This window comes from Pseudomonas sp. S2_A10, assembly GCF_054668465.1.
Genome location: NZ_CP162773.1, coordinates 1 through 17,019, shown reverse-complemented (window position 1 = coordinate 17,019; position 17,019 = coordinate 1). Strand labels below are relative to the sequence as shown.

Annotated in this window: 12 protein-coding genes; 7 read left to right on the top strand and 5 right to left on the bottom strand. The window is 59.6% G+C overall.

The features are described 5' to 3' along the window. Positions 1-305: 305 nt before the first annotated feature. Complete coding sequence (gene acnA, locus AB4N41_RS00060; protein WP_460138308.1) at positions 306-3,047, bottom strand: aconitate hydratase AcnA; 2,742 nt, start codon at positions 3,045-3,047, stop codon at positions 306-308. Positions 3,048-3,269: 222 nt separating this feature from the next. Between acnA and rlmM the strand changes: the two genes are divergently transcribed. Together rlmM and tusA are read left to right on the top strand one after the other, a co-directional pair. After that, positions 3,270-4,343 (top strand): 23S rRNA (cytidine(2498)-2'-O)-methyltransferase RlmM, encoded by a 1,074-nt coding sequence (gene rlmM / locus AB4N41_RS00055; RefSeq protein ID WP_041477361.1) that lies wholly within the window; start codon positions 3,270-3,272, stop codon positions 4,341-4,343. A gap of 162 nt (positions 4,344-4,505) precedes the next feature. Next, positions 4,506-4,754 (top strand): sulfurtransferase TusA, encoded by a 249-nt coding sequence (gene tusA / locus AB4N41_RS00050; protein WP_016775503.1) that lies wholly within the window; start codon positions 4,506-4,508, stop codon positions 4,752-4,754. A gap of 48 nt (positions 4,755-4,802) precedes the next feature. Here tusA and AB4N41_RS00045 read toward each other — a convergent pair whose 3' ends face one another. After that, positions 4,803-6,212 (bottom strand): MATE family efflux transporter, encoded by a 1,410-nt coding sequence (locus AB4N41_RS00045; protein ID WP_276574740.1) that lies wholly within the window; start codon positions 6,210-6,212, stop codon positions 4,803-4,805. A 160-nt stretch (positions 6,213-6,372) separates the two neighbouring features. Between AB4N41_RS00045 and pdxB the strand changes: the two genes are divergently transcribed. Next, positions 6,373-7,518 carry a 4-phosphoerythronate dehydrogenase PdxB gene (pdxB, locus tag AB4N41_RS00040; RefSeq protein WP_460138307.1) on the top strand — a complete coding sequence of 382 codons (1,146 nt, stop codon included), beginning with the start codon at positions 6,373-6,375 and terminating at the stop codon, positions 7,516-7,518. Between the two features lie 154 nt (positions 7,519-7,672). On the opposite strand, the gene AB4N41_RS00035 is transcribed toward pdxB, so the two are convergent. Beyond that, the gene (locus AB4N41_RS00035) at positions 7,673-7,852 is read right to left on the bottom strand and encodes a PA1571 family protein (RefSeq protein WP_024013646.1); all 180 of its coding nucleotides are present in this window, start codon (positions 7,850-7,852) and stop codon (positions 7,673-7,675) included. Positions 7,853-8,110: 258 nt separating this feature from the next. Between AB4N41_RS00035 and AB4N41_RS00030 the strand changes: the two genes are divergently transcribed. Continuing rightward, the gene (locus AB4N41_RS00030; protein ID WP_252876660.1) at positions 8,111-9,892 is read left to right on the top strand and encodes an ABC transporter transmembrane domain-containing protein; all 1,782 of its coding nucleotides are present in this window, start codon (positions 8,111-8,113) and stop codon (positions 9,890-9,892) included. Between the two features lie 82 nt (positions 9,893-9,974). On the opposite strand, the gene AB4N41_RS00025 is transcribed toward AB4N41_RS00030, so the two are convergent. Further along, positions 9,975-11,903 (bottom strand): transglycosylase SLT domain-containing protein, encoded by a 1,929-nt coding sequence (locus AB4N41_RS00025; protein ID WP_252868012.1) that lies wholly within the window; start codon positions 11,901-11,903, stop codon positions 9,975-9,977. 214 nt (positions 11,904-12,117) lie between these two features. On the opposite strand from AB4N41_RS00025, the gene AB4N41_RS00020 reads away from it, so the two are divergent. Then, on the top strand, positions 12,118-14,040 hold the full coding sequence (locus AB4N41_RS00020; RefSeq protein WP_460138306.1) for an ATP-binding cassette domain-containing protein: 1,923 nt from the start codon (positions 12,118-12,120) through the stop codon (positions 14,038-14,040). A 192-nt stretch (positions 14,041-14,232) separates the two neighbouring features. Here the strand turns inward: AB4N41_RS00020 and AB4N41_RS00015 are convergent, their stop codons facing one another. After that, positions 14,233-14,670 carry a universal stress protein gene (locus AB4N41_RS00015; protein ID WP_016775498.1) on the bottom strand — a complete coding sequence of 146 codons (438 nt, stop codon included), beginning with the start codon at positions 14,668-14,670 and terminating at the stop codon, positions 14,233-14,235. Between the two features lie 103 nt (positions 14,671-14,773). Between AB4N41_RS00015 and AB4N41_RS00010 the strand changes: the two genes are divergently transcribed. Together AB4N41_RS00010 and AB4N41_RS00005 are read left to right on the top strand one after the other, a co-directional pair. After that, the gene (locus AB4N41_RS00010) at positions 14,774-15,211 is read left to right on the top strand and encodes a hypothetical protein (RefSeq protein WP_041477352.1); all 438 of its coding nucleotides are present in this window, start codon (positions 14,774-14,776) and stop codon (positions 15,209-15,211) included. Positions 15,212-15,738: 527 nt separating this feature from the next. Next, a partial coding sequence (locus AB4N41_RS00005; RefSeq protein WP_460138305.1) for an enoyl-CoA hydratase-related protein occupies positions 15,739-17,019 on the top strand: 1,281 nt, incomplete at its 3' end.

Genomic DNA, 17,019 nt, shown 5'->3' with positions numbered 1-17,019 from the left:
GGGTTTTCGGAAGTGTTTGTATGGCGAATGTCTTACACGCATTGGTAGCTTTTACGACTATTGCTGATTGGATCCACTGGGTAATCTACACACATCAACTGAGACACAGGGAGTGTTTCAGGATCATGGACGATCGACCATCGCAAGGATCGCTGCCGACAGGGAGTCGATAATGGTCTTGGGAAAAACCCGCTTCGGCGGGTTTTTTTTCGCCTGAATGTAGGAGCCGCCGAAGGCTGCGATCTTTTGATTCTGCTTTTAAAAGCCAAGTCAAAAAGATCACAGCCTGCGCGAATGTCATCCCGTCACGAAGCAATCAACTGCCGCAACACATAATGCAGGATCCCCCCGGATTTGAAGTACTCGACCTCATTCAGCGTATCAATGCGGCACAAGACTTCGATTCTCTCCTGACGCCCATCCTCCCGAGTGATAACCAGCGGCAGGTTCATCCGCGGCCTCAGCTCGACGCCGGTCAATCCCAGAATCTCGAACGTCTCTTTGCCGGTCAGATTGAGACTCTTGCGATTCTGATCAAGCTTGAACTGCAACGGCAGCACACCCATGCCGACCAGATTAGAGCGGTGAATACGTTCGAAGCTCTCCGCAATCACCGCTTTGACGCCCAGCAGATTTGTGCCTTTCGCCGCCCAGTCACGGCTCGACCCGGTGCCGTACTCCTGACCGGCAATCACCACCAACGGCGTACCCGAAGCCTGATATTTCATCGCTGCGTCATAGATCGCCATTTTTTCCCCGGTGGGAATGTAAAGGGTGTTGCCACCTTCCTCGCCACCCAGCATCTCGTTGCGAATACGGATGTTGGCAAAAGTACCGCGCATCATCACTTCATGATTGCCGCGACGGGAACCGTAGGAGTTGAAGTCGCGCGGCTCCACGCCTTTTTCCTGCAGGTATCGCCCGGCCGGGCTGTCGATCTTGATGTTGCCGGCGGGGGAGATGTGGTCGGTGGTCACTGAATCGCCGAGCAAGGCCAAGACCCGCGCGCCTTTGACGTCTTTGACTTCCGGCAGAGGGCCGGAAATGTCGTCGAAGAAAGGTGGATGCTGAATGTAGGTCGAATCGTCCTGCCACACGTAAGTCGCCGCTTGCGGCACCTTGATGGCCTGCCATTGCTCATCACCGGCAAACACTTCGGCGTATTCCTTGTGGAACATCGCCGTGTTGACCTGATTCACCGCTTCGGCGATTTCCCGGCTGCTCGGCCAGATATCGCGCAGGTACACCGGATTGCCCTGCTGATCCTCACCCAGCGGTTCGCTGCTGATGTCGGTGCGAACGCTGCCAGCCAGTGCGTAGGCGACGACCAGCGGAGGCGAGGCCAGCCAGTTGGTCTTCACCAGTGGGTGCACGCGGCCTTCGAAATTGCGGTTGCCGGACAAGACCGACGCGACGGTCAGATCGGCTTTCTGAATGGCTTTCTCGATCGGCTCCGGCAGTGGCCCGGAGTTGCCAATGCAGGTGGTGCAACCGTAGCCAACTAACGAAAACCCGAGCTGATCAAGGTATTGAGTCAGCCCGGCAGCCTTGTAATAGTCGGTGACGACTTTCGAACCGGGGGCCAGTGAGCTTTTGACCCAAGGCTTGCGCGTCAGACCTTTCTCGACAGCTTTTTTCGCCAGCAGTCCAGCAGCCATCATCACGCTCGGGTTGGAGGTGTTGGTGCAGGAGGTAATCGCGGCGATGACCACTGCACCGTTTTTCAGGCGATAGGTCTTGCCCTCGTATTCGTAGTCCGCTTCGCCCACCAGATCGGCGTTGCCCACTGCTACGCCGCCGCCACCCTCGCTTTCCAGGCGTCCTTCTTCCTTGCTGGTGGGTTTGAATTGCAGGTCGATGAAATCACTGAAGGCCTGCGCGACGTTCGGCAGGGAGACTCGATCCTGCGGACGTTTCGGTCCGGCCAGGCTGGCCTCTACGCTGCCCATGTCCAAGGCCAGGCTGTCGGTGAACACCGGCTCCTGACCCGGCAGACGCCACAGGCCTTGAGCCTTGGTGTAGGCCTCGACCAGTTTCACCACTTCCGGCGGCCGGCCGGACAGGCGCAGGTATTCCAGCGTGACATCGTCGACCGGGAAGAAGCCGCACGTCGCACCGTATTCCGGGGCCATGTTGGCGATGGTTGCGCGGTCGGCCAGTGGCAGATCGGCGAGACCATCGCCATAGAACTCGACGAATTTGCCGACTACGCCTTTCTTGCGCAGCATCTGCGTTACGGTCAGCACCAGATCGGTGGCGGTGATGCCTTCCTTGAGTTTGCCGGTGAGTTTGAAGCCGATCACTTCCGGAATCTGCATCGATACCGGTTGCCCAAGCATCGCCGCTTCCGCTTCGATCCCGCCCACGCCCCAGCCGAGTACGCCGAGGCCGTTGATCATGGTGGTGTGGGAGTCGGTGCCGACCAGCGTGTCGGGGAACGCGTAGGTGCGGCCATCCTCGTCTTTGGTCCAAACGGTGCGGCCGAGATATTCGAGGTTGACCTGGTGGCAGATGCCGGTACCCGGCGGGACCACGCTGAAGTTATCGAACGCACTCTGGCCCCAGCGCAGAAAGGCATAGCGCTCGCCGTTGCGTTGCATTTCGATGTCGACGTTCTGTTCAAACGCACTGGCGCTGCCAAACTTGTCGACCATCACCGAGTGGTCAATCACCAGGTCCACCGGCGACAACGGATTGATCCGCTGCGGATCGCCGCCGGCCTTGGCCATTGCCGCACGCATGGCGGCGAGATCGACCACGGCGGGGACGCCGGTAAAATCCTGCATCAATACACGGGCAGGGCGGTACTGGATTTCCCGATCAGAGCGGCGCTCCTTGAGCCAGGCGGCGATGGCTTTGAGGTCAGTGCCGGTGACGGTTTTTTCGTCTTCCCAGCGCAGCAGATTTTCCAGCAGGACCTTCAACGACATCGGCAGCTTGTCGAGGTCGCCCAGGCTTTTGGCGGCTTCCGGCAGGCTGAAATAATGGTAGGTCGTGGCATCGATTTGTAGGGTTTTCAGTGACTTCAGACTATCGAGGGACGGCATTACGATCACTCCTTTGAGTCCGCACGGCTACGGACTGAGGGGACGGGCAGAGCATTAAACCTAGCCCTGTTTTGAGTAGCTGGCTAATAACTGGACTCTATCGGCGCAACCATGGTTCCGACTTCAGCTATCATGCGCCGGTTTTCGTGACAGGCATTGCGGCAACGCAAGGCTTGAGCATCGCGCACCGGTCGAATGATCGACCGCTGCCCAGGAGTAAGAATGAACACCCTATTCATGCATTGCCGGCCAGGCTTCGAAGGCGAAGTCTGTTCGGAGATTTCCGATCTCGCCGCCCGTCTCAATGTCGCCGGTTACGCCAAAGCCAAAACCGCCACGGCCTGCGCCGAGTTTGTCTGCACTGAAGCCGACGGCGCCGAACGCCTGATGCGCGGTCAGCGTTTCGCCGAATTGATCTTCCCTCGGCAGTGGGCGCGGGGCTTTTTCATTGATCTGCCGGAAAACGATCGCATCAGCGTAATCCTCGCGCACATGGCCGATTTCCCGGTGTTTGGCAGTCTGTGGCTGGAAGTGGTCGATACCAATGACGGCAAGGAACTGTCGAATTTCTGCAAAAAATTCGAAGGCCCGCTGCGCAAGGCGCTGACCGCCGCTGGCAAACTGGTGGAAGACGCCAGCAAGCCGCGTTTGTTGCTGACCTTCAAGAGTGGCCGCGAAGTGTTTCTCGGCATGGCCGATGCCGGCAATTCGGCGATGTGGCCGATGGGCATTCCGCGCCTGAAGTTTCCTCGCGAGGCGCCGAGCCGGTCGACCTTGAAGCTGGAGGAGGCGTGGCACCACTTCATTCCACGTGATCAGTGGGAAGATCGCCTGCACAGCGACATGACCGGCGTTGACCTCGGCGCCGCACCGGGCGGCTGGACCTGGCAACTGGTCAACCGGGGCATGCTGGTGACGGCGATCGACAACGGCCCGATGGCTGAAAGCCTGATGGAAACCGGATTGGTCCAGCATCTGATGGCGGACGGTTTTACCTTCAAGCCGAAGCAGCCGGTGGACTGGATGGTTTGCGACATCGTCGAGAAACCGGCGCGCAACGCGGCGATGCTGGAAGAGTGGATCGGCGAGGGGCATTGCCGCGAGGCGGTGGTCAACCTGAAGCTGCCGATGAAACAGCGTTATGCCGAAGTGAAACGTCTGCTCGAGCGCATTGCCGATGGTTTCAAGGCTCGTGGGATCAAGGTTGATATCGGCTGCAAGCAGCTGTATCACGACCGCGAGGAAGTGACTTGCCATCTGCGCCGGCACGACACCAGGAAAACCAAATCGCGCTGACACAACACTGAACCTGTGGGAGCGAGCCTGCTCGCGAAAGCGGTGGGGCAGCCAGCGATGTGTTCACTGACGGATTGCCCTCGCGAGCAGGCTCGCTCCCACATGGGTTGGACGATATCCCAAGCAATGCGCGACAATGCCGGCCAGTTTCTGGAGTGAACCATGAGTGAAATGATCGATACCCCGGTCGACGGCACCCTCGACGCCACCGGCCTCAATTGCCCGGAACCGGTGATGATGCTGCACCAGCACATCCGCGATCTGGTGCCCGGCGGCTTGCTAAAGGTGATCGCCACCGATCCCTCGACCAAGCGCGATATCCCCAAGTTCTGCGTGTTTCTTGACCATGAGCTGGTCAGCCAGCACGAAGAGGCCGGCACCTATCTGTACTGGATTCGCAAGAAGTCCTGACTCAGGGCAAAAAAAGACCTGCAAATGCAGGTCTTTTTTTATGGGTGATCAACCCGCCGAACGACTGATTCGAATCCGCTTGCGCGCACTGCGTGTCAGACGAATCGACAGCATCAACGCTGCGCAGCTCAAGCCGACAATCAAACCCTGCCACAAACCGCTCGGACCGCGTGGCTCGCCGAGCCAGTCGGTCAGGCCCAGCGCATAACCGACCGGCAGACCGATGCCCCAGTAGGCGAAGAGAGTCAGGATCATCGTCACCCGAGTGTCCTGATAGCCACGCAGTGCACCGGCCGCAGTCACCTGGATTGCATCTGAAAACTGGAACAGCGCCGAATAAACAATCAGCATCGCCGCAATATGAATCACCGTTGGATCAGCGGTATAGATCGCCGCAATCGGCTCGCGCAGCGCCAGCATCAGGCTCGCCGACAGGCAGGCGTAGGCCAGCGCCGTGCCCATGCCGACTCCGGCGGCAAAGCGCGCTTCACGCGGTTCTTCGCGCCCAAGCGCCTGACCGACACGCACGGTGACCGCCATGCCCAGCGAATAGGGAATCATGAATACCAGCGAGCTGACGTTCAGCGCGATCTGATGCCCGGCCACCACCGTCGCGCCGAGGCTGCCGATCAGCAGGGCGATCACGGCAAAAATGCTCGACTCGGCAAACACCGCGATGCCGATCGGCAAACCAATCGACAGCAGACGTTTGATCACCGCCCACTGCGGCCAGTCGAAGCGGCTGAACAATTCGCTTGAGCGATAGGCCGGTGCCCAGCGTTCGTACCCGGCCAGGCCCAGCGCCATTACCCACATCACGATCGCCGTGGCCCAGCCGCAGCCGACGCCGCCCATGGCCGGCACGCCAAAGTGACCGTAGATGAAGATGTAGTTCAGCGGGATGTTCAGCGCCAGACCACAGAGGCCCAGCACCATGGCCGGGCGGGTGCGGCCGATGCCGTCGCTGGTGCAGCGCAGCACGTGATAGAGGGCCACCGCCGGCAAGCCGCTGGCGATGCCGTGCAGATATTGCATGCACGGGCCGATCAGCTCGGGATCGACCTTCATCAGGTGCAGCACCGGCTCGGCAGCGATCAGCATCGAGGTGGCGATCAATCCGACTACCAATGCCAGCCACAACGCCTGACGCACAATCGGGCCAATTTCGCTGTGCTTGCCGGCGCCGAAACGCTGGGCGACTTTTGGTGTGGTGGCCAGCAGGGTGCCGGTCATCAATAGAAACACCGGAACCCAGATCGAGTTGCCCAGCGCCACTGCCGCCAGGTCCTTGGGGCCGACGCGCCCGGCCATCACCGCATCGACGAAGCCCATGGCCGTGGTCGCCAGTTGCGCGATGATGATCGGCAGGGCCAGGGCGAGCAGGTTTTTCAACTCCAGGCGAATCCGCGCAGGGCGGCTCAGCGAGACGGCGACAGGTTGGTCAGTTACAGGGTTCACAGGCAAAGCGTCCAGAAAGTATTGATGCGCAGAGCGGCGCATTCTACGCCGCTGACGCCTCGGTCAGGAAATATCCTCTGTTGCGTATTTGTAAGCGCAAACCCTGCTGGCTGATCGACGCGTCAGCACCTAAACTGCCGATCCGCCCAAGGAGCCCGCCATGCTGATTGTTGCCGACGAAAATATCCCGCTGCTCGATGCTTTTTTTGCCGGTTTCGGCGACATCCGCAGAGTGCCGGGCCGCTCCATTGACCGCGCGACGGTTGAGCAGGCCGATGTGTTGCTGGTGCGCTCGGTGACTAACGTCAATCGCGCGCTGCTCGAAGGCAGCAAGGTGCGCTTTGTCGGCACCTGCACCATCGGCACCGATCATCTGGATCTCGATTACTTCAACGAGGCCGGGATCTGCTGGTCGAGCGCGCCGGGTTGCAATGCCCGTGGTGTAGTCGACTACGTACTGGGCAGTCTGATGACACTGGCCGAAATCGAAGGCGCGGATCTGACTCAGCGTACTTACGGCGTCGTCGGCGCCGGTGAAGTGGGGGGGCGCTTGATCAAGGTTCTCAAGGGCTTGGGCTGGAACGTCAAGGTTTGCGATCCGCCGCGTCAGGCTGCCGAGGGCGGCGAATATGTCAGCCTTGAGCAGATCATCGAGCAGTGCGACGTAATCAGTCTGCATACGCCATTGACCCGCAGCGGCGACTCTGCAACCTGGCATCTGTTCGATCAACAGCGTTTGCAGCAACTCAAGCAGGGTGCATGGCTGATCAACGCGGCGCGCGGCCCTGTGGTGGATAACGTTGCGCTGCGTGAGGTGCTGCTGGAGCGCGAGGACCTGCAAGCGGTGCTCGACGTCTGGGAAAAAGAGCCGGAAGTCGACCCTGCGTTGGCCGAACTCTGCGTATTGGCCACGCCACATATTGCCGGTTACAGCCTCGATGGCAAGCAACGCGGGACCGCGCAGATTTATCAGGCCTACTGCGCTTTCAGCGGCCAACCTGCAGCTATCCAGCTCAGCGATCTGCTGCCAGCAACCTGGTTGTCGGAAGTTTCCCTGCACGGTGACAGCGATCCGGCGTGGGCGCTGGCGATGTTGTGCCGGGGCGTGTATGACCCGCGCCGCGATGATGCGGATTTCCGCCGCAGCCTGGTGGGAAATGTCGCTGAGCAGCGCTCGGCGTTTGATGTGTTGCGCAAGCAGTACCCGGTGCGACGCGAGATCGAAGGGCTGAAGGTGCGGATTGAAGGGGAGTCGCCGTTGTTGCGGCAGATTGTGGCGGCGCTGGGGGCAACCCGTGTCCTGTAGGAGCTGTCGAGTGAAACGAGGCTGCGATCTCTTGATCCTGCTTTTTGAAGATCAAAAGATCGCAGCCTTCGGCAGCTCTTACACGATTCGCAGGTAAATTACAGATATAAAAAACCCGGCCAGTCAGGGCCGGGTCAGGAAGACGGTGGCTACATCACTCTTGTTCGGCAGGCTTGACCAATCGCTTCTCCAGTTCGCGGCACGCGTCCTGGATCATGTCTTCAGTGATCGGTACTTCGCGGCCCTGCTCATCGATAATCGAGCAACCCAGAGACTGGTCGGGTTTGGTGCGGATCACTTCAATCTTGTCTTCGCTGCTGTGTTGCAAGGACATGGCCTGTCTCCTCATCAGGTTGTGTGCCTAAGTTAAAACCGCCACGTGACCAGGCTGTGACAACTCCCTGCGGTCTGTCGGCGGGCGGCATCTCTACTCAAACAGAAATGACCGCTCGTCTCAACCGCAACCTTAGACCAATCGTTTCTAGCATCCGGACATCCCGGGCATATTTAACCTGACTCATTGTGATTTACAGAGTTCCACCCCATCTGAGTCTGTAGGCTGGCCCGATCCATTTGCGCAGACGTGAACGCCATGATCTCCATGTTTTCTTCCCGACACCGGCGCGCCCTGCGCCTGACCAGTCATTTTCTCCTGCCGTACCGCTGGCATGCCTTCGGCGCACTGCTCGCGCTGATCGTCACCGCCGGCATCACCTTGTCGATGGGGCAGGGCATCAAGTTGTTGGTAGACCAGGGTTTCATGACCCGTTCGCCGCATCTGCTGAATCAGTCGATCGGGATTTTCATGTTGCTGGTGCTCGGACTGGCGCTGGGCACCTTTGCCCGTTTCTATCTGGTGTCGTGGATAGGCGAGCGCGTGGTCGCCGACATTCGCCGCCAAGTGTTCAATCACTTGGTGTATCTGCATCCGGGCTTTTATGAGGACAACCGCAGCTCGGAAATCCAGTCGCGTCTGACCGCTGATACCACGCTGCTGCAATCGGTGATCGGCTCGTCGCTTTCGCTGTTCCTGCGCAATCTGCTGATGGTCATCGGTGGTGTGGTGTTGCTGTTCATCACCAATCCGAAGTTGACCAGCATTGTCGTGATTGCACTGCCGCTGGTGATCGCGCCGATCCTGATTTTCGGCCGCCGCGTGCGCAATCTGTCGCGCCAGAGCCAGGACCGCATCGCCGACATTGGCAGCTATGTGTCGGAAACCCTTGGTCAGATCAAAACCGTGCAGGCCTACAACCATCAAGTGCAGGACGAGCAGCGTTTCGCTTCTACCGTCGAGCAGGCGTTCGAAACCGCGCGTAAGAGGATCTTCCAGCGTGCGTGGCTGATCACTCTGGTGATCGTGCTGGTGCTTGGGGCGGTGGCGGTGATGTTGTGGGTCGGCGGCATGGATGTGATGGCGGGGCGGATTTCGGCTGGGGAACTGGCGGCGTTCGTTTTCTACAGCCTGATTGTCGGTAGTGCGTTCGGCACGCTGAGCGAAGTGATCGGCGAGCTGCAGCGCGCTGCTGGCGCAGCGGAGCGGATCGCAGAATTGCTGCGTTCGGAAAACATCATCCAGCCACCGTTGACCGGACTGGTCACTCTGCCAGCGCGAGTCAAAGGTGAACTTGAGCTGCGCGACGTGCGCTTTTCCTACCCCTCGCGTCCGGAAAGCTACGCCGTCGATGGCTTGAATCTGACGGTGAGGGCGGGCGAGACCTTGGCATTAGTGGGGCCGTCGGGCGCGGGCAAGTCCACGGTTTACGACTTGTTGCTGCGCTTCTACGATCCACGCGAGGGGCAGATTTTCCTCGATGGCGTGCCGCTGACCAGCCTTGACCCGCTGGATCTGCGCCGCTGTTTCGCCCTGGTCTCGCAAACCCCCGCGTTGTTTTTCGGCAGCGTGGAGGACAACATTCGCTACGGCTGCCCGACGGCCACGCTTGAACAGGTCAAGGAAGCTGCGCGAATTGCCCACGCCCACGACTTCATCGAACAAATGCCGGACGGCTATCAGACTCATCTGGGCGATGGCGGCCTCGGGTTGTCCGGCGGTCAGCGCCAACGTCTGGCCATTGCCCGCGCCTTGCTAGTGGACGCGCCGATCCTGCTCCTGGACGAAGCCACCAGCGCCCTCGACGCACAGAGCGAACATCTGATCCAGCAGGCCCTGCCAACGCTGATGGAAAACCGCACCACGCTGGTGATCGCTCACAGGCTGGCCACGGTGAAGAACGCTGACCGGATTGCGGTGATGGATCAAGGCAAGCTAGTAGCGGTGGGGACACATCAGGAGTTGATCGCCAGCAATCCGCTGTACGCACGGCTGGCGGCGTTGCAGTTCAATGATGGTCGATCTGTCACAGCAGACTGAGCGATCGACCAAGTAACCGACCAAAAAAATGCCCGCATCTCACGATACGGGCATTTTTCATGATCCGGCGTCAGCCTGGTGATTACTGATCGTCAAAATACCGCTCATGCCAATCCACCAGCGGTTGCGGCGAGTTGAGTTTTTGCCCGTAGATCACCGAGTAGGACAACACGTTCTGCACGTATTGACGGGTTTCGTCGAACGGGATGCTTTCCACCCAGACGTCGAAACTCAGGTGATCAGCGCCGCGCAGCCACTGACGCACGCGGCCTGGCCCGGCGTTATAAGCGGCGGAGGCGAGCACGCGGTTGCCGTTGAACTGGCTGTGCACCTGGCTGAGGTAAGCGGCGCCGAGCTGAATGTTCTTGTCTGGATTGAGCACCTGCTGCGGCGAAGCCAGGGGGATGCTGAATTTGCGTGCGGTTTCCTTGGCGGTGGCTGGCATCAGTTGCATCAGACCGCTGGCGCCGACGCCGGAGCGCGCGTCGTCCATGAAGGCGCTTTCCTGCCGGGTGATGGCGAACACCCAGCTCGAATGCAGGCCGCGAACCTTGGCTTCACGCACGAGGGTATCGCGGTGAGCCATCGGGAAGCGGATGTCCAGATCGTCCCAGTACTGTGCCTGACTGATGGTGCGAATCGCCGGAAAGTACCATTTCAGGTCGTAGGCCAGTTTGGCCTGGGCGACCATTTCATCGCGATTGAAATGACGGCTGACGTGATACCACTCGCGACGCCCGTCGACGATCTGCCCGCGTGCATGAAACTCCAGCGCGCGCCGCACGCCGGGGGTGTTACGAACCTTGTTGATCAACGCTTGGCTGAGCACCAGCGGCTTGTTGTTCAGCGAGTAAGGCGATTGTGAACGGTCTGCGGCGAGGAAGCCGTAGAAGTCTCGTTCCCGCGCCAGATTCTTGTACAGGGTCAGCGCTTGCGGGTTTTGTGGCTCGGCCAGCTCCAGACTGCGCGCCTGCCAATAGCGCCAACGGTTGGTGGTGGCCAGGTCTTGCGGCAGACGTTTGGTCAATTCGTAGGCATCGTTCCAGCGTGCCAGACGCAGCAGCAGGCGCAGGCGCCATTCCGAGACGGTGTTGTCGCGCAGCTCCGGATCGTATTTGGTCATCACGTCCAGCGCGCGGCTGTCGAAGCGGCGCGCGAGGGTCAGGCCGATCTCGCGAGCGATCGCGACCTTCTCATCGCGAGAGAAATGCATGCTGCTGGCGTAACCGTCGAGCAAAGCCATGGCCTTGTCCGGATCCTGCCGAGCGAGGCGGCGCAAGCCGAGGCTGACGACGTCTGACATCGGCTCGTCGGCCGGGCTGAAGCGCGACGGCTGATTGAGCAATTCGGGTTTCTGCGCCACGTCGACCAGCAAACGACCGCGCGGGGCGAGGGTGGTCAGGCCGTTGATCAGACTGTTGGCCAGCGGATAGTTGCGTGCCTGCGCAGCAAGTTTGGTGCGCTCCCAGCGTTTCTGCTCGGTAAGCTGGCCGTCGGCAGCCCAGATGCCGAACAGCGCGTCACAGGCGGCGGGTTGCGATTTGCCGGTCAGCCAGAGTTTTTCTGCGTTGGCATAGCCTTCAGCCTTCTTGTCGTGGCTGATTTGGTACTGCGCGTTGAGGCAGTCGAGCTCGGTGAAATTCAGCTTCGGATCGTAATACTTGACGAAGGTCGCCCAGTCGCCACGATCGGCGAGCCAGCGCAACCAGCGCAGCTTCATCCAGTTGGCCTGCGGCAGGTCACCGTGTTCGGCGAGGAATTTCTCGATTTCTGCGTTGCTCGCGGTCTTCAGACGCGCGGTCAGTTCGTCGTAGGCCAGATACGGTTCCAGCGGATAATCGGCCAGCGCCTGGCTGTAACGGAAATACGGGCCGGTATCACCCTTGGCCAAGGCGCGCTTGGCTTCATCGTAATACTGGCGTTGGGTGGACAAGTCCACCGCCTGGACGGATTGAGCGGCAGCGGCGGTAAGAAACAAGCAGGACAAAACACTGAAAAGGCGACTGCGCATGAGACATCCGGGCAGAGAAATCATGACAAGTGCCGATCGGAATCCGCACTGAATTGACTGTAGCTTAGCCTTTTGCCAGCAAGCGGCGAAAGCTTTGCGAGCCTCGCTGCACAAGTTCGCAACAAATGTTGTGCAGAGTGCTTCGACAGACAAATTGCCGGCCTGCTGAAGCCTCAAGTCAGGTAGAATGCGCGCCCGGTTTTTGGAGAAGCTCATGACCCTGCTCAAATTCAGCGATGTGTCCCTTGCGTTCGGCGCTATGCCGTTGTTGGACAAGGTGTCCTGGCAGATCGCCCGTGGTGAGCGGGTGTGCATCATCGGCCGCAATGGCACTGGCAAGTCCAGCATGATGAAACTGGTCAAGGGCGACCAGAAGCCCGATGACGGCTCGGTGTGGCGTGCCCCCGGTCTGAAAATCGGCGAATTGCCGCAAGAATTGCCAGTGGCCGACGACCGGACGGTATTCGACGTGGTGGCTGAAGGCCTCGATGGTGTTGGCGCCTTGCTCGCCGAATATCATCACCTGAGCCAGAACATCGTCACCGACGCTGATCTGGACAAGCTGATGCATGTTCAGCACGACCTCGAAGCCCGTGATGGCTGGCGCCTGCAGACGCTGGTCGACAGCACCCTGAGCCGTCTGCAACTGCCGGCCGACAAGACCCTCGCCGAACTCTCCGGCGGCTGGCGTCGTCGCGTGCTGCTGGCGCAGGCGCTGGTGTCCGAACCGGACCTGCTGCTGCTCGACGAACCGACCAACCACCTGGACATCGGTGCGATTGCCTGGCTCGAAGAGGCGCTGAAAGATTTCCAGGGCGCCGTGCTGTTCATCACGCACGACCGTTCCTTCCTGCAAAACCTCGCCACGCGAATCCTCGAACTGGATCGCGGTGGGCTGATCGACTGGAACGGCGACTACGCCAGTTTCCTCGTGCACAAAGAAGCTGCGCTGGCCGCTGAAGAAACCGCCAACGCGCTGTTCGACAAGCGTCTGGCTCAGGAAGAGGTGTGGATCCGTCAGGGCATCAAGGCCCGCCGCACTCGCAACGAAGGTCGCGTGCGCGCCCTGAAAGCCCTGCGCGTTGAGCGCAGTGAGCGTCGCGAGCGTACCGGCAAGGCCAACATCCAGCTGGAAACCGCGGACAAATCCGGCAAGCAGGTGATGGTCCTCGAGAACGTGAGCTTCGCGCATCCGGGCGGGCCGTTCCTGATCAAGGATTTCTCCATGGTCCTGCAGCGCGGCGACCGTATCGGTCTGCTCGGCGCCAACGGTACCGGCAAGACCACCCTGTTGAAACTGATGCTCAGCGGTCTGCAACCGACCAGCGGTAAAGTGGAAGAGGGCACCCGGATCGACGTGGCGTACTTCGACCAGTTGCGCCATCAGCTGGATCTGGAAAAAACCGTGATCGACAACGTCGCCGAAGGTCGCGACTTCATCGACATCGACGGGCAGAGCCGTCACGTGCTGAGCTATCTCGGCGACTTCCTGTTCAGCCCGCAGCGTGCACGCACGCCGATCAAGGCGTTGTCGGGTGGTGAACGTGCGCGTCTGTTGCTGGCGAAGCTGTTCAGCAAACCGGCGAACCTGCTGGTGCTCGACGAACCGACCAACGACCTCGATGTGGAAACTCTCGAGCTGCTCGAAGAAGTGCTGCTGACTTTCAACGGCACCGTGCTGATGGTCAGCCACGACCGGGCATTCCTCGATAACGTGGTGACCAGCACCCTGGTCTTCGAAGGTGAAGGCAAGGTTCGTGAATACGTCGGCGGCTATCAGGACTGGATCCGTCAGGGCGGTTCGCCGCGTCTGTTGGGCGTGACTGAAAGCAAGTCGGGCAAGGCTGACCTGAACTCGGCGGTGGTTACCGCTGAGCCGGCTCCGGTGGCTGCGCCTGCGGCGGCTGCTCCGGTTGCCAAGAAGAAACTGAGCTACAAGCTGCAGCGCGAGCTGGAAGCCTTGCCGGGCGACATCGACGCCAAGGAGCAGCAAATCGCCGCGGTTGAAGCCGAAATGGCTGAAGCCGGTTTCTATCAGCGTCCGCCGGCGGAAACGGCCAAGGTGATTGCTTCGCTGGAGCAGTTGCAGGCCGAGCTGGATGCGTTGGTGGAGCGTTGGGCCGAGCTGGATGCCTGATTGCTCCTGATGTGAAAAAGCCCGGCGCTCAGTGATGAGCGCCGGGCTTTTCATATGTAGCGCGATCTACAGGCTGGAGCAGGTCAACTGTGAGAGCGAGCCTGCTCGCGAAAGCGGTGTGTCAGGCGGCACTCATATTGAATGTGCCGACGTATTCGCGAGCAGGCTCGCTCCCACAAAGAGCAAGACAGATCAGCGTTTGACCAGGTGTACCGCCAGCACATCGCATGGCGCACCGTGCAGCACGTCATTCGCGGTCGAGCCGAGCAGCAGTGCCAAGCCATGACGGCCATGGCTTCCGACCACGATCAGATCGCACGCTTGTTCCTTGGCGAAATGATGGATTTCCTGGCGTGGCTGGCCGTAGGTCAGATGGCAATTGGCGCCTTCGAGCTCGGGGTATTTCGATTTGAGTTTTTCAAGACGCTCCTTGGCCTGATCGAACTGCTGTTGTTGCAGTTGTGACAGGTCCATTGGCACGTCGCCACCGAAGGCCATGGCCATCGGTTCAACGATATGCACCAGCGACAACTTGGCAGCGTTGCTCACCGACAGCTCGCGGGCGCGGTGGATCACAGGGTCGCACTCTTCGGTCAGATCTACAGCGACCAGTATGTGGTGGTAGGGCATGAGGTGCTCCTCCTGAGGGTTCGATATTGGTAAGTATGGCTGGTTTCAAGCGCATTGGTTCGCAAGTGACACAATGGGCTCATCAAAAATCGGGAGTACAGATATGACGGTCTGGCTGGTGGTGTCAATCCTGCTGGTAGTTTTAAGTCCACTGGCATGGTTGCGCCCATCGCGAACGCAGAGCGGGCGCATGGCCCTGCGCATGGAGGCGCGACGCATCGGCCTGGCCATGCAGCTGGCGCCGCAGGAGTGGCCGCACTGGCTGCTGCCGGAGCCGCCAAACCCCTGCGCCCAGTACCACCGGCCCCGGCGTGGCAGTCAACCGGCGTGCTGGACCTATTGGCAGAAAACCCCGGGCGTGTGGGTCAATCAATGGCAAGAAGTCTGCGATGACCGGATCCTGCTCGATTATTTCGAAAAATTGCCGGGCAATGTTTTCAAGATCGAAGCGGACAAGCAGATGATCGCCTTGTACTGGGGCGAGAAGGGCGAGGCGACGGTTCTGCAGGATATCGACGCGACCCTGAAAGCACTGGCGTGATGCGCGGACTTTTCTCACTGCAACGGTGTGAAACGTCCGGCAGACGCGCAATAAAAAGCCCGACATGATTCGTCGGGCGGATTGGCCAGGCAGGCCGGTAATCTTTTGTTGCGGCAGGCGCTTTGATCGCCTCGGCAAATTTCCTCGCAGTCCACCCAGCGTAGCCTTCTGAACAGGGCTCGGCGGAAATTAGGGCGACTTTTCTAACTATTGATTCTATGAATGGCTCAACATCGAGACGGGTGTTGCTGCTCATCATGGTGCAGAAATGACCGCAAAGTCGCATTTCAGCCCGAATTTAGGGCGATTGACAATTGTCTGAAATTCCGTGAAGGTGACGTACCCGAATCAAACGGGCGTATGAATTGAGCGTTTGTCTTACAGACTGCTCCTACAGAATCCCGACTATCGCGTTGGCGGGTGTGCCAGGCGGACAGGTGTCAGCATCGACGAACAAAGCGTCCTTCTGAGCCATATGCCTGCGTCCGACGTGTACTGTTCAGCTTCCATATCGTGGAGATCAGTTGATGATTTACGAAGGTAAAGCCATCACGGTTAAAGCTCTTGAAAGTGGCATCGTCGAATTGAAATTCGACCTCAAGGGTGAGTCCGTCAACAAGTTCAACCGTCTAACCCTGAACGAACTGCGTCAGGCCGTAGACACCATCAAGGCAGATGCTTCGATCAAGGGCGTGATCGTCAGCAGCGGCAAGGACGTGTTCATCGTCGGCGCCGACATCACCGAATTTGTCGACAACTTCAAGCTGCCGGATGCCGAGCTGGTTGCAGGCAATCTCGAAGCCAACAAGATCTTCAGCGATTTCGAAGACCTCAACGTGCCGACCGTCGCGGCCATCAACGGCATCGCCCTCGGTGGCGGTCTGGAAATGTGCCTGGCGGCCGACTATCGCGTCATGTCCACCAAGGCCAAGATCGGTCTGCCGGAAGTCAAACTGGGCATCTACCCAGGCTTCGGCGGTACTGTGCGTCTGCCACGCCTGATCGGTGTCGACAACGCCATCGAGTGGATTGCCGCCGGCAAGGAAAACCGTCCTGAAGACGCCCTGAAAGTCAGCGCCGTCGACGCCGTGGTTGCTCCAGAGAAGCTGCAGGAAGCTGCCCTTGAACTGATCAAGCGCGCCATCTCCGGTGAGTTCGATTACAAAGCCAAGCGTCAGCCGAAACTTGAAAAACTCAAGTTGAACGCCATTGAGCAAATGATGGCTTTCGAAACCGCCAAAGGTTTCGTGGCTGGCCAGGCCGGCCCGAACTACCCGGCGCCGGTTGAAGCGATCAAGACCATCCAGAAAGCCGCGAACTTCGGTCGCGACAAGGCACTGGAAGTTGAAGCTGCAGGCTTCGTCAAACTGGCCAAGACCTCTGCCGCACAGAGCCTGATCGGCCTGTTCCTGAACGATCAGGAGCTGAAGAAAAAGGCCAAGGCCTATGACGAAATCGCCAAGGACGTGAAGCAGGCTGCCGTACTCGGCGCCGGCATCATGGGTGGCGGTATCGCTTATCAGTCGGCTTCCAAAGGCACGCCGATCCTGATGAAGGACATCAACGAGCACGGTATCGAGCAGGGTCTGGCCGAAGCCGCCAAGCTGCTGGTCGGCCGCGTTGACAAGGGTCGCATGACCGCTGCGAAGATGGCTGAAGTGCTCAACGGCATTCGTCCGACCCTGTCCTACGGCGACTTCGGTCACGTCGATCTGGTCGTTGAAGCTGTGGTCGAAAACCCGAAGGTCAAGCAAGCGGTACTGGCTGAAGTCGAAGACAAGGTCAAAGAGGACACCATCCTCGCGTCC